We start from the raw sequence: 12,890 nt of genomic DNA, 5'->3' as shown, positions 1-12,890 counted from the left end.
GTGGATAAGTAATGAATGCCAAAGAAAATATATTAATGGCCTACCGGCATGAGGAGCCTTTGTGGGTGCCAAGCCAGACCACAGACCAGGATACCTGTCTTCCCACAATCGTGATGGAGGGACCAAAGGGTTACGGTGTTACCGTAGATGCCTTTGGCGTATCCTGGACCTTCGAAGAGGGGATGGAGGGGCCTATGGTGACCAGGGGAACAAAGAGACTGGAGGATATCACAGAGTGGAGAACGCATCTGAAGATTCCGGATCCCAAAAGCTATGACTGGGAGAGGGGCGCCAGGGAGGATACCGCACAGTGGGACAGGGAGAACAAGCTTAGCAGTGTGATTATAATAAATGGCTTATTCGAGCAGTTTCACGCTATGACAGGGGTGGAGGATGCCCTGTGCGGTCTTTTGATGGAAGAAGAGGCAGCCGGAGATCTTCTGGGAGCGCTCACCGATTACCGGATAGAGGAAATAAATTTAATCGCTCAATACTATAAACCTGATAAGATACAGTTCCACGACGACTACGGATCCAATGACAGAATGTTTATGTCTCTGGAAATCTGGAGAAACATGATAAAGCCACATTTAAAACGAATTGTGGATGCGGTACACGGCCAGGGCATGCTGTACGAACATCATTCCTGCGGCTATATTGCGCCTCTCATGGATGATTTTATAGAGCTGGGAATAGACGCCTTAAATCCCCTGCAGTTAAGCAACCATCCCTATGAGCTGAAAAAGAAGTATGGAAAGCAGATTTGTTTTGTGGGAGGATTCGATAACCAGGGGATTCTGGACAGGCAGGGCGCAGGATACCGGGAACGGTACGAGGAGTGCTTATACCGCATCAGGTTAATGGCACCGGGAGGAAGCTGGGTGGCGGAGCCGGCCATGATCGATCCCGGGATCACCGGTCCCCTGGTGGACGCCTTGTATGAGTATAATACTCCTTTATGGGAGAAAGCCGGCTATTGTCCTCCTGAAAAACCAGAGCAGATGACCCGGACGGCATATACCGCGGCACATGAGGACGGAACAAAGGCTAACTCCTGAGGTAGTTCAGGGATTCATTCCCGCAAGGAATAGATCTCTCCTGAAATTCGAATTGTAAAAATGATTGAAAATACTATAATTACCTTAAAAGATATGCAAAGTGCATAAAAAAAACTGGCAACTCTATATAAATCTAGTAAAAATGTTGTAAAGAAACAGAACAGACAGGCTAACAGGGAGGAAATGGCATATGAGCGTATCTAAGTTTCTGCATGTGGGAATTACGGTGCGGGATATTGGCAGAACCATTGAGTTTTATACAAAGTATTTCGGGTTTCAGCTGGAATTTCAGGATGTGTTTTCAGAAGAATTTATCAGTTCCCACAATGGGCTGTACCGGCTGTCGGCGGGAGCTTTTTCGGATTTTTGTTTCTTAAAATCCCCGGATGGGATTGTGTTGGAGCTGTTTCAATTTCACCCGCAAAAAGAAGGGGACGAGACGGTTTGGAACCAGCCTGGCTATACACATATCTGCCTGCGTGTTCCAGATATTTTTGAGGCTTACGAAACTATGAAGGCAGACGGGGTTTACTTTTTCTTTCCTCCGGACAGAAGAGCCACCCCGGAGGAGCACTGGGCATTTTTAAAGGATCCGGACGGAAATTTAATTGAGCTGCAGGATTAAGAGTGCAAATTAGGATGTATGGATAGAGAAGGCAGGATAAAACAGGAAGGAGAAAGAGTATGAAACCATTGCAGATTGCAGAACTGAGGAGTATCTATGAGATGCTCTCCCTGAAGGGAAAGACAGCCCTTGTGACCGGAGGGGCCGGGGGGATCGGAAGATCCTGTGCGGCCGGACTGGCGGAGGCCGGAGCGGATGTTGTATTGATGGATATTCCCCAGAAGGCACAGATTCTCGAGGAGAATTGCAGAGAAATCGAAAAACGGTACGGCGTAAAGACGGGGAAGTGCATGGGAAATGTTGCGGACGAAGCAGATGTGACAAGAATGATCCGGGAGACAGCAGAGCTGTTTGGAAGGCTGGATATTGTATTCTCCAATGCCGGTGTTGCGGGACGCAGCGACAGTCCCTCCGGTATTCCCCTGGAGGAATGGAAGCGTGTGGTAGATATTAACCTTACAGGAATGTTTCTGGTTAACCGGATCGCGGCAAACAAGATGAAAGAGCTGGGAAACGGAGGCTCTATTATCAATACTGCCTCGATGTCAGGGCACATCATCAATAAAGGGAGCAGAAAGGATATGAGTCAGCATATGGCCGTTTATGCCGCCACGAAGGCAGGTGTGATTCAGTTCACCAAGTCTATGGCAGTCAGCTATGTGGAGGACGGCATCCGGTGCAACAGCATCAGCCCCGGAATGATTCTCTCCGGTCTGCACGATGATATGGATATGGCTCCTCTGGAGGAATTTGTAAGGGATGCGGTCCCTATGAACCGCTTTGCGTCCCTGAATGAGATTATGGGAATTGTTGTATTTCTGGCTTCTGAGCTGTCTTCGTATGCAACAGGGAGTGATTTTCTAATAGACGGCGGAGTGACCATCTGGTAAAGGAGGAGCAGGGATGAAAGCAGTTATGCTGGTGAAAGCATTTAATGAGAGCACCAAAGAGCTGGGAGAGGTAGCCTGTATGGAGGTACCCAAGCCGGAGATTGTAAATGAGGACGAAGTTCTGATCAAAGTAGCGTATGCCTCTGTGTGCGGTTCCGATCCCCATCTGCTGGAGGGATATTTTGATCTTCCTATTCCATCGCCCTGCGGACACGAGCTTTCCGGGACCATTGAGGCCCTGGGACCAAAGGCAAACCGCAAAGGGCTGAAGGTAGGGGATAAAGTAACAGGCAATTTTTACCGGACCTGCGGTTCCTGTGACTACTGTCTTGGAGGGGAATCTCAGTTCTGCGAACATGCAGAGGGCCTGGGGGCTGCCCAGGCGGAGTACATCGTATGGCATGAGGATCAGGTATATAAGCTGCCGGAAGGGGTAAGTCTTTTGGACGCGGCACTGACAGAACCCTTTAATATTGCGGTGCGGGCAGTGGAACTGGCGGACTTCCGGCTGGGGGCTCACGTGGCTGTCTCAGGCGGGGGCGGCATCGGCCTTATGATGACCCAGCTTCTGAAACGGAGCGGCGCAGGGCGGGTGACCGTGCTGGAGCCTATGGAGGGAAAGCGAAAAAGAGCGTTAGAGATGGGCGCCGATTACGTGCTTAATCCTCTGGATCCGGATATTGAAGAGCAGGTGCAGAAAATTACGGGCAATAAAGGCTTTGATGCAGTGATTGAGTCCTCCGGAAACGGACCCGCGGCCAGAAAAACCCTGGATTTTGCTGCCAGGGGAGCACATCTGGTATTCATGTCCATGTACCGGAGGGACTATGAAATGTCTATGAATCTTCTGGAGTACACCTACCGGAAAGAGCTGAGAATCCAGGGAATGTATCTGGCCCAGGAATCCTTCCCCAGGGCTGTTAATATGCTTCCCCAGATGAATTTTAAGCCGGTGGTGGAAAAGATATATGCTTTGGATGAGTGTAAGCAGGCCTACGCGGATCAGAAATCAGGAAAATATGCAAAGCTGGTTTTTGACTGTACCAAGTGAGAAAGGAGCTTTTATGATAGAGTCTTTGGAACATGCATTTTCCCTGAAGGAGAAAGTGGTCCTGATAACCGGGGGAAATAAGGGAATTGGAAAAGGAATCTCCCTGGCTATGGCGCAGAGCGGAGCCAGTGTTGCTATTATGTGCAGAAATCAGGCAAGCGCTGCTAAGACCATAGAAGAGCTAGAGCAATTCGGCGGTGTCCACCGGGCCTATGAAGGGGATGTGACAAAGCAGGAGGATGCCAAAAGAGTGGTTGCCAAAGTGGCTGAGGATTACGGAAGAATTGACGTGCTGGTAAACAATGCCGGGATTGCCACTCCCTTTGACCCGATGGAAGACACAGATGATCTGAGCGGATGGTACCGGGTATTGGACGTAGACTTAAACGGAACATTTCTTATGTGCCATTATGCAGGGCTGAAGATGAAGGAACAGAAGGGAGGGCGGATCATTAATATCACCTCCAATTCTTCCAGGATTGTGAATATCCCCCAGAAAAGCTGTTCCTACAACGCGGCCAAAGCGGCCGGGGACAGGCTGACCAAGTGCCTGGCCTATGAATGGGCACAGTATGGTATACGGGTAAATGCAATCGCTCCCGGATATACAGAGACCAATCTGGTAACGGGAGTGAAGGATGAGGGAGAGACGAAGGGATGGACGGATTACTGGCTGTCCTGCACTCCCACCGGGCGTTTTGGCAAACCCATAGAAATCGGGGCTGCGGCTGTCTACCTGGCCAGCGAGGCGGCAGAACAGGTTACAGGAGCAGTCCTTACCATAGACGGAGGATATATGCTGGCGAGATAGGAGGTGCGCTATGAGCAATTCAGAAAACTGGGTAGATATGCGCGGCATCTGCAAGCGGTTCGGCGGAGTTGTGGCTTTGGACAACGTCTCTCTCAAGGTGAGAAAGGGTGAGATTCATGCGCTCATGGGAGAGAACGGGGCCGGAAAATCCACAATTATGAAGATTTTGGCCGGATCCCTGGAAAAGGATGAGGGGGAAATATACATAGGAGGCAAACTTGCCAATATAAAAAGTCCCAAGGATGGAATGGCCTATGGAATCTCCATTATCTACCAGGAGCTGATGCTGGTAAACGATCTGACCGTAGCTGAAAATATTTTCATCGACAGTCTGAACAAAGACAGTAAGATTATCAACTGGAAGGAGCTTCGGAAAAAGGCGCAGGAATATCTGAACGAGACAGGATTTTCGGATATAAAAGCAACGGATGAGGTAGGTGATTTGACGGTGGCATACCAGCAGGTGGTGGAAATCTGCAAGGCCCTGTCCAGAAATGCTTCTGTACTGATACTGGACGAGCCTACCTCCGTGCTCTCCAACAATGAGGTCGTGCACTTGTTCCGTCTGCTGCGGAAACTGCGGGAGGAGGGAGTTGCCATCATCTATATCTCCCACCGTCTGGAAGAGGTCATGGAGCTGTGCGACAGAATAACCATTATGAGGGACGGCACCTACATTGACACGGTGGAGACCTCTTCTATTACAAAACAGGAGCTGGCCAATAAAATGGTAGGAAGAGAGCTTCAGGACTATTATCCCAAAAGGGAGGTCCGGATAGGACCGGTAAATTTCAAAGTGGAAAATATCAGTGTCAGAGGGAAAGTCAGCAACGTTTCTTTTGAGGTCCGCCAGGGAGAGGTTCTGGGAATCAACGGTCTTGTAGGGGCGGGAAGGACAGAGACCATCCGGGCTATCTTCGGAGAGGATAAAAGGGATTCCGGAAAAATCTATCTGGATGGCAGGGAAGTAACCATTCGAAGCCCCAGGGATGCCATACACAACGGGATAGGACTGCTGCCTGAAGACAGAAAAACCCAGGGAGTACTGCTGGATCTTCCGATCCGAAATAACATTACCCTGGGGTGTCTGAAGCTTTTTAAGACAGCTTTCGGGAAGCTTTCGGGAAAGAAGGAGACCGCGTATATCAACGATATGGTAGAGCAGCTGTCTATCAAGGTGGGAAGTATAGAAAATGATGTGTCCAGCCTGTCCGGCGGAAATCAGCAGAAGGTGGCAATTGCAAAGCTATTGGCCTCAGACTGTAAAGTACTGCTGCTGGATGAGCCTACCCGGGGTGTGGATGTAGGTGCAAAAAGAGAGATCTATAAAATTATCAATGATTTTGCTGCCAAAAACTATTCTATTGTGATGATATCTTCCGAGATGCAGGAAATTATGGGGATGTGTGACCGGGTGATTATCATGAGGGGCGGCGAAGTCACCGGAGAACTGGATAAGAAAGACTTTTCGGAAAGTAACCTAATCTCTTACTCTATGGGGGTATAGGCTTCTACAGGATTATAAAAGCGGAGGATGCGAATATGAGCGAGGCAAAAGTTGCAAATAAATTTAATTTAAAGAAGTTTTTTAAGGAAAACAATGCGATTATCATCTTTGTTTTACTGATTATAATTGCCAGCTGCCTGTCACCGAATTTTCTTTCCCAGAGAAACGTTGTGAATGTACTGAGGCAGCAGGTGCCGTATGCCCTGGTAGGGATCGGGTGCATGCTTGTCATTATGACCGGGGGCATTGACCTGTCCTGCGGTGCAATTCTGGGGGTGGGAAGTGTGGTTATCGCCCTGCTTCTCACAAAAGAAAGCATTACCTCAGTTCCCGCACTTCTCGGGTGTGTTGTGATTACTGCCCTTGTGGGCGGAGTCATAGGACTGCTGAACGGTGTGCTGGTAGCGTATTTTAAGATGGCGGCATTCATTGCCACTCTGGCTGTTATGACAATGGCCCAGGGACTGGCCTACATTCTCACAAACGGACAGCCCATCCGTCTGCCGTCCACTCCTGCCACAGATGCCCTTATTGCGTTTGCGGAAATTAAAGATCCGCTTCTGGGAGTGCCGGTTGCTGTATACGTAACGCTGATTGTGATTCTGCTGTTCGTATTCTTAATCAAATGGACTTCCTACGGTCGTCTTACCATAGCGTCCGGAAGCAACGAGACAGCAGTGCGCCTGTCCGGTATCAATGTGAACCTCTACAAGGCGGCGGCATATACCATCTGCGGTGCGCTCAGTGCACTTGCAGGAATCTTTGTTACCTGCCGGGCAGCCATCGGAACCCCGGCTACCGTATCCGGCGGATACGAGCTGGACGCAATTGCTGCCGTGGTTATCGGCGGTGCGAATCTGGAGGGCGGAAAGGCATCTGTTGTAAATACCATCATCGGTGTACTGATTATGGCATTGATAGGAAATATCATGAACCTGCTGAGCATTGCTGCTTATCCCCAGAAGGTTGCAAAGGGTGTGATCATCATTGCGGCAGTTCTCTTGAAAAGTATAGGAAACAAAAAGCAGTAACAAAGGGAGTGAAATGAATTCACTAATAAAAAAGCGTAAATGAAAGGAGAAGGATTTATGCAGAAAAAGAAAGTAAGAAAACTATTGGCAATGGCACTGACAGTGGGGATGGTAGCAGGTTCCCTGGCAGGCTGCGGGGACACCAAGGCTAGCTCTGATGAGGTGAAAGAAGAACCGGCAGCAGAAACGAAGGAGACAGAAGCAGAAGAATCCGATACCACGGCAGCCAGTGACACCAAGGCGGAGGACACTGCCGATACAGGTGACTTACACGAGATCTACAAGCTTACTGAGAGAAATGCCCTGAGCGGGCTGGTATCTCCTGCTATGAAGGACAGAAAGGATATTGACAAGGCACTGCCTAAGGAGCAAAAAGGAAATCTTACCATTGGCTTATCTATGGGCCAGATGGGAAGCTCTTTCTTTACAGAGATGATTGACAGTGCAACAAAGGCGGCTGAGGATTATGGGTATGAGCTGGTTATGCTGTGCGCGGACGGCAATATTTCCAAGCAGAGCGCGGATGTGGAATCCATGATTACAGCCGGATATGATGCGATTATCCTGAATCCTATGGACGTTACAGCAGCGGCAGCAGATGTAAAAAGAGCGGTGGAAGCAGGAATTCCGGTTATCGGTGCCGGTGTAGACTTTGCAGAGGACGTGCCGGTGGTTACTTCTATCCTTGCCAACAACTACTTCGGCGGCTGGGAATCCGGACTCTATATGGGTGAGTTCTTCAAGGATCAGCATATTAAGGCAGCAGCGATTTTGGGTATGATGGGACACACCATTGATGAGAGCCGCATCAACGGCATGATCGCAGGAATTCTGTACAAACGCGCAGAACAGCAGGGCAATCCTTACGCCTGCCAGGAAGACGCATACCTGGAGGCAAATGATCTGTTCAGCGAGCTGAGAGATAAAGGAAAATTCAGCAGTGACAAATGGGATTTTGAAATTGTTGCCCAGGGTCAGGGTGACTGGACCAATGAGGGCGGACTTGCAGCGGCAGAAGATATTATCGCCGGAAACTCTGACATAAATTTAATTATGGCAGCCTGTGACCCCATGGGCGCCGGGGCAATTAAGGCAATCAAAAATGCAGGTCTCACACCCGGAAAAGATATCTATGTAGCCTGCGCCGCAGACGGCGGAAAAGAAATGTTCCCGTATCTGGAGAGCGGAGAGATGCTGGTAACCGGATACAACAGCCCGAACTTAAACGGTTCCGCTGCAGTGGATCTGATTCATATGATGTTTGAGGAAGGATACGACGCAAGCAACCTTCCGGCCGCATCAGATCTTCCAAACGGAGCTATCACAAAGGAAAACTGGAAAGAGTATGAGGATCCGGATCTGCAGTACTGCAAGGTGCTTCCTTTTGAGTGGAAAACCATTGATCAGATCAGAGAAGAGGCACAGAGCAAATAGTGCGGTGAAATATAGGGAATGAATTCTTAGGCAGGAGGTAGTTTATCTCCTGCCTAAAGACAAAAGGGACTTCGGGTGAAGCGTATGGAAAAAATGAAATCAGTGTATTTTGCAGCAAAGGATAAGATTGAGGTCCGGGAGGTGAATATCCCAGAGGTACGTCCCGGAATGGTTAAGATAAAGACAGCCTATGCCGCTCTTTGTGCCACAGATGTGCATATGGTGACCATGGGGGTTCTGGGCGCTCAGCCGGGGATTCCCCTGGGGCATGAGGCATCGGGTGTGATAACTGAGCTGGGAGAAGGAACCGGGGATTACGGTTACCGGATCGGGGACAAGGTAGTGGTGGCGCCGGTGGCAGTGTGCGGAAAGTGCCCCATGTGCAAAAAGGGGCTGCCCCAGTACTGTCTTCAGGCAGCGCCGGTAGCGGCATTCAGTGAATATATTGTCACAGACATCAGCGCAGTATATAAGATACCCGCGGATGCGGATTTAAAGAAGTATTCCCTGGTGGAGCCTTCCGTGTGCACCATACGCGCCATGGATCTGGCGGGAATCAAACATGGACAGACCGTGGCGGTGTCCGGGATCGGCGGTATAGGCTCCATACTGCTGAATATGGTGCTTCTGGCAGGGGGCGCCAGGATAACAGCCATTGATCCCGTGCCTGAGAAGCGCCGGCTGGCGCTGGACATGGGTGCGGAGTATGCGCTGGATCCCTTTCATGATGATTTGGAGAAGAGAAGCATGGAGATTACTGAGGGAAATGGGTTTGATCACGTATTTGAAGTGTCGGGCTCGCCAAAGGCGGCCAATGTATGCCTTGACCTTGTGGCTCACTGCGGCAAAGTAACATATTTTGCAGTGTTTCCGCCTGCGTATGAAATGCCTCTGAATCTCTATAAACTGTATATGAAGGAGGCCAGTATTCAGACAGTATTTACAAGCCATTATCTGTTCCCCCGGGCAATTAACCTCATTCCCAGGGTACAGACGGAGAAAATTATCGGAAAGGTAATTCCTCTGGCACAGGCGCTGGATGCCTTTGCGTTATTTCAGGAGTCCAGATATCCTAAGATTTTACTAGAATGTTAAACAGGCAAATTCCAGAAAGGAGGAATATATATGGCCGACACACAAGTTGTAATGAGTTTAAAAGAAAAAGCGTATCAGATGCGGGTGAATCTGCTCACACTGTGCGGAACTTTTGAGGGCAGCGTTCACATAGGCGGAGATTTGTCTATGACAGATATCATGATTGCCCTGTACCACTATGGGCTGCATGTAGACCCAAAAGATATCAGGATGCCGGGCCGGGACCGCTTTATCCTCAGTAAAGGACACGGTGCGGTAGGAATGTACATCGCCATGGCGCTGAAAGGATTTTTTGATTTTGACGAGATTCTGAAGACCTACGGACAGCTGAACAGTGCATACGGAATGCATCCCTGCAAGGTCAATCTGCCCGGAGTGGAAACCTCTTCCGGGTCACTGGGGCACGGACTGCCCATTGGATGCGGCATGGCCTTTTCCGCAAAGGTAAACCAGGAAAAGCACAGAGTATTTGTTCTCCTGGGCGACGGGGAATCCCAGGAGGGAACTACCTGGGAAGCGGCGCTGAATGCCCATCAGTATAAGCTGGGAAACCTGGTTGCATTTGTAGACCGGAACTGTCTTCAGCTGGATGATTTCACGGAAGACATGATGAAGATGGAACCCTACGGGGATAAGTGGAAGGCATTTGGCTGGAATGTAGTGGAGGTCGACGGGCACGATATGGCTCTGCTGGTGGATGCTCTGGATCAGCTGCCTTCTCCCGAGTCGGATACCCCCACAGTGGTTATCTGCCGGACGGTAAAAGGAAAAGGCGTTTCCTTTATGGAAAATAATCCTGACTGGCATGCGGGCTCTGTCAGTGAGGAGGATATGAATAAGGCGCTTGCAGAGATACGGGCAGCCTGGGATAAGGAAAGGGGTGAGTAATATGGGTGTAACGTTTAATTTTGGCCAATTCGCGGCATCCAGGACAATCTGCGGAGATACTCTTCAGGAAATGGGTGAGAGAAATCAGAAAATCTATGTGCTGACAGCAGACTTGATGCGTACCTGCAGTGTAAAAGGATGCAAAAAGGCATTCCCGGAGAGATTTATCAATGCAGGCATAGCAGAACAGACGATGCTTGGCATGGCGGCGGGACTTGCCCTTGAGGGAAATATCCCCTATGCCACCACAATGTCCACCTTCGCCTCTATGCGCGCCTGCGAACAGCTCCGGACAGATATCTGCTACCAGAATCTCCCGGTGCGCATCATAGCGACCAACGGGGGGCTTACCTCCACCGGGGGATCCACCCATAATGCCATGGAGGATTTGGGAATTGTGCGATCTATGGCCAATATGACCCTCATCGTTCCGGGGGATCCGGGGATTGTGAGGGATGTGCTGCTGGCTACCGAGAACCATCCCGGCCCGGTGTATATACGTCTTGCCAGAGGAAAAGGCGAACCTGTGGTGTACCAGCCCGGAGAGGTAACCTATCAGGTTGGGAAGGCTATCGAGACAAGGCCCGGAAAGGATGCGGTCATCATAGCCTGCGGGGTTATGGTGGCTCAGGCTGTTGACGCGGCCAATTCACTGGAAAAAGAAGGGATCTCCGTGAGAGTACTGGACATGCATACCCTGAAGCCCATTGATGAGGAAGCCATTGTGAGAGCGGCCCGTGACACCGGTGCGATCCTGACACTGGAAGACCATTACACCATTGGCGGCCTGGGAAGCGCTGTGGCAGAGGTAATTGCAGATAAGAATCTGGACTGCAGGTTTACCCGTATGGGTATCCCCCAGGTATTCCCGGGATTTGGAGACGGACCGGAGCTTTATGACAAATACGGATTCGGCCTGGAGGGAACTATCGCAGCCTTGCGTGACATGATAAAATAGGGGGAAAGAGAATGAGAGAATTTGACCTGTTTGTAAATGGGGAGTGGGTCCGCCCTGAAAAAGAAGCATGGATTGATAACGTTAATCCTGCAACGGGAGAAGTGTTCTGCCGGGTGAGGGCAGCGGGGGAAAAAGAGGTGGAGGAGGCCCTTCGGGGCGCCTATGAAGCCCGGAAAAGCTGGGGACACTCCCTGGCCAAGGAAAGAGAAGCCATTCTCTTAAAAGCTGCCGACTGCCTGGAGGAAGACGCAGAAAAGTATATACCGTGGCTGATTGACGAGAGCGGATCCTCCCTCACAAAGATTACTGCAGAGATTGCCAGCTGCACCGGACTAATCCGGACCGCTGCCGGGGAATGCTGCCGTATATCGGGAGGGGTAATCCAGGGAGAATACCCCAATCACCTTTCTTACTACACAAGAAATCCGCTGGGAGTGGTGGTGGGAATCGCCCCGTTTAATTATCCTTTATTTCTGGCAATCAATAAGGTGGCTTTCGCCATTGCAATGGGGAATACTTTTATTCTGAAACCGTCGTCCTGCACGCCCTTATCCGGCCTTGTGATTGCCAGGTGCTTTGAAAAGGCCGGACTTCCCAAAGGCGTGCTCAGCGTCCTTCCGGGGTCCGGGAGGGTGGTGGGCGACGCCCTGACCGCAGACAGGAGGGTGCGGATGGTTGCCCTTACAGGTTCCAGCCAGGTGGGACAGAGGATTGCCGTGCAGGCTGCCTCCTCTCTGAAACGGTACTCCCTGGAACTGGGAGGGAAGAACCCTATGTTGATACTAAAGGATTTTGATGTGGATAAAGCGGCGGATATTGCTGTATTCGGTGGATATTTCCACCAGGGACAGATCTGTATGGCCACCAGCAGAATCATTGCCGAGGAACCTGTCTATGAAAAGTTCTGTGAGGTGATGGCGGAGAAAACGGGCAAGATCGTCATGGGAGATCCCCACGATCCGAAGACAATCGTTGGTCCCCTGATTCACGAAAAACAGTGCCAGGTTTTAGACCGTCTGATAGAAGATGCGGTGAGCAAAGGGGCAAAGCTTCTTGCCGGGGGAAAGCACAGGGGCGCTTTTTACGAACCAACGCTTTTAAAGGATGTCACCCAAGAGATGGATATTTTCTATGAAGAATGTTTCGGACCGGTGGTATGTGTAATCTGCGCAGAAGATGCCCGGCATGGGGTGGAACTGTGCAATGATAATGAGTATGGCCTGTCCAGTTCCATTCTGACCAATGATATCACGCTGGCCCTCTCCCTTTCTGAGGAGATAGAAGCGGGGATGGTGCATATTAATGAATCTACAGTGGTAGGCTCCACCCGTGCGCCCTTCGGAGGCGTGAAGATGAGCGGTGTAGGGCGGGAGAACAGCTCATTTTCAGCGGAGGAATATACGGAATTGAAATGGGTTACGGTTCAGCATTAAAGAGAGGGGGACGGTGACATAACTGCAGCGCCGGGGGCCAGAGGTGGCCCCCGGCGCTGCAGTTATGTCACCTGGTTATTGGAAGAGGGAAAACTTGTCCCTTACCATA

12 protein-coding genes are annotated in these 12,890 nt (G+C 50.4%); all 12 read left to right on the top strand.

What is annotated here, in order from left to right; genetic code table 11:
• Positions 1-11 precede the first annotated feature (11 nt).
• The 12 genes from ACGHCT_RS19715 (at position 12) to ACGHCT_RS19660 (ending at position 12,781) form a co-directional block, all read left to right on the top strand.
• Positions 12-1,058: a uroporphyrinogen decarboxylase family protein gene (locus ACGHCT_RS19715; RefSeq protein ID WP_390437292.1), complete on the top strand. Its 1,047-nt coding sequence runs from the start codon at positions 12-14 to the stop codon at positions 1,056-1,058.
• A 190-nt stretch (positions 1,059-1,248) separates the two neighbouring features.
• Entirely contained in the window at positions 1,249-1,683 is a 435-nt protein-coding gene (locus tag ACGHCT_RS19710) for a VOC family protein (protein ID WP_390437291.1), read from the top strand.
• 59 nt (positions 1,684-1,742) lie between these two features.
• Positions 1,743-2,573 carry an SDR family NAD(P)-dependent oxidoreductase gene (locus ACGHCT_RS19705; RefSeq protein ID WP_390437290.1) on the top strand — a complete coding sequence of 277 codons (831 nt, stop codon included), beginning with the start codon at positions 1,743-1,745 and terminating at the stop codon, positions 2,571-2,573.
• Between the two features lie 13 nt (positions 2,574-2,586).
• Complete coding sequence (locus tag ACGHCT_RS19700) at positions 2,587-3,624, top strand: zinc-binding dehydrogenase (protein WP_072853414.1); 1,038 nt, start codon at positions 2,587-2,589, stop codon at positions 3,622-3,624.
• 13 nt (positions 3,625-3,637) lie between these two features.
• Entirely contained in the window at positions 3,638-4,435 is a 798-nt protein-coding gene (locus ACGHCT_RS19695; RefSeq protein WP_072853412.1) for an SDR family NAD(P)-dependent oxidoreductase, read from the top strand.
• A 10-nt stretch (positions 4,436-4,445) separates the two neighbouring features.
• Positions 4,446-5,942 carry a sugar ABC transporter ATP-binding protein gene (locus tag ACGHCT_RS19690; RefSeq protein WP_072853410.1) on the top strand — a complete coding sequence of 499 codons (1,497 nt, stop codon included), beginning with the start codon at positions 4,446-4,448 and terminating at the stop codon, positions 5,940-5,942.
• Positions 5,943-5,977: 35 nt separating this feature from the next.
• On the top strand, positions 5,978-6,973 hold the full coding sequence (locus ACGHCT_RS19685) for an ABC transporter permease (protein ID WP_072853408.1): 996 nt from the start codon (positions 5,978-5,980) through the stop codon (positions 6,971-6,973).
• Positions 6,974-7,030: 57 nt separating this feature from the next.
• On the top strand, positions 7,031-8,407 hold the full coding sequence (locus tag ACGHCT_RS19680) for a substrate-binding domain-containing protein (protein WP_072853406.1): 1,377 nt from the start codon (positions 7,031-7,033) through the stop codon (positions 8,405-8,407).
• Positions 8,408-8,491: 84 nt separating this feature from the next.
• Positions 8,492-9,502 carry a zinc-binding dehydrogenase gene (locus ACGHCT_RS19675; protein WP_072853404.1) on the top strand — a complete coding sequence of 337 codons (1,011 nt, stop codon included), beginning with the start codon at positions 8,492-8,494 and terminating at the stop codon, positions 9,500-9,502.
• A gap of 30 nt (positions 9,503-9,532) precedes the next feature.
• Entirely contained in the window at positions 9,533-10,390 is an 858-nt protein-coding gene (locus ACGHCT_RS19670) for a transketolase (protein ID WP_390437289.1), read from the top strand.
• Between the two features lies 1 nt (position 10,391).
• The gene (locus ACGHCT_RS19665; RefSeq protein ID WP_072853400.1) at positions 10,392-11,348 is read left to right on the top strand and encodes a transketolase family protein; all 957 of its coding nucleotides are present in this window, start codon (positions 10,392-10,394) and stop codon (positions 11,346-11,348) included.
• 11 nt (positions 11,349-11,359) lie between these two features.
• Positions 11,360-12,781 (top strand): aldehyde dehydrogenase family protein, encoded by a 1,422-nt coding sequence (locus ACGHCT_RS19660; RefSeq protein WP_390437288.1) that lies wholly within the window; start codon positions 11,360-11,362, stop codon positions 12,779-12,781.
• Positions 12,782-12,890: the final 109 nt, after the last annotated feature.

This window comes from Lactonifactor longoviformis, from assembly GCF_042848515.1.
Classification (GTDB): Bacteria; Bacillota; Clostridia; order Lachnospirales; family Lachnospiraceae; genus Lactonifactor; species Lactonifactor longoviformis.
This window is presented reverse-complemented; position numbering and strand designations above follow the sequence as displayed.

What these genes read in the sequence shown, in the direction of transcription:
- ACGHCT_RS19715 (WP_390437292.1), top strand. Translation starts at nt 12, where the DNA reads ATGAATGCCAAAGAAAATATATTAATGGCCTACCGGCATGAGGAGCCT.
- ACGHCT_RS19710 (WP_390437291.1), top strand. Translation starts at nt 1,249, where the DNA reads ATGAGCGTATCTAAGTTTCTGCATGTGGGAATTACGGTGCGGGATATT.
- ACGHCT_RS19705 (WP_390437290.1), top strand. Translation starts at nt 1,743, where the DNA reads ATGAAACCATTGCAGATTGCAGAACTGAGGAGTATCTATGAGATGCTC.
- ACGHCT_RS19700 (WP_072853414.1), top strand. Translation starts at nt 2,587, where the DNA reads ATGAAAGCAGTTATGCTGGTGAAAGCATTTAATGAGAGCACCAAAGAG.
- ACGHCT_RS19695 (WP_072853412.1), top strand. Translation starts at nt 3,638, where the DNA reads ATGATAGAGTCTTTGGAACATGCATTTTCCCTGAAGGAGAAAGTGGTC.
- ACGHCT_RS19690 (WP_072853410.1), top strand. Translation starts at nt 4,446, where the DNA reads ATGAGCAATTCAGAAAACTGGGTAGATATGCGCGGCATCTGCAAGCGG.
- ACGHCT_RS19685 (WP_072853408.1), top strand. Translation starts at nt 5,978, where the DNA reads ATGAGCGAGGCAAAAGTTGCAAATAAATTTAATTTAAAGAAGTTTTTT.
- ACGHCT_RS19680 (WP_072853406.1), top strand. Translation starts at nt 7,031, where the DNA reads ATGCAGAAAAAGAAAGTAAGAAAACTATTGGCAATGGCACTGACAGTG.
- ACGHCT_RS19675 (WP_072853404.1), top strand. Translation starts at nt 8,492, where the DNA reads ATGGAAAAAATGAAATCAGTGTATTTTGCAGCAAAGGATAAGATTGAG.
- ACGHCT_RS19670 (WP_390437289.1), top strand. Translation starts at nt 9,533, where the DNA reads ATGGCCGACACACAAGTTGTAATGAGTTTAAAAGAAAAAGCGTATCAG.
- ACGHCT_RS19665 (WP_072853400.1), top strand. Translation starts at nt 10,392, where the DNA reads ATGGGTGTAACGTTTAATTTTGGCCAATTCGCGGCATCCAGGACAATC.
- ACGHCT_RS19660 (WP_390437288.1), top strand. Translation starts at nt 11,360, where the DNA reads ATGAGAGAATTTGACCTGTTTGTAAATGGGGAGTGGGTCCGCCCTGAA.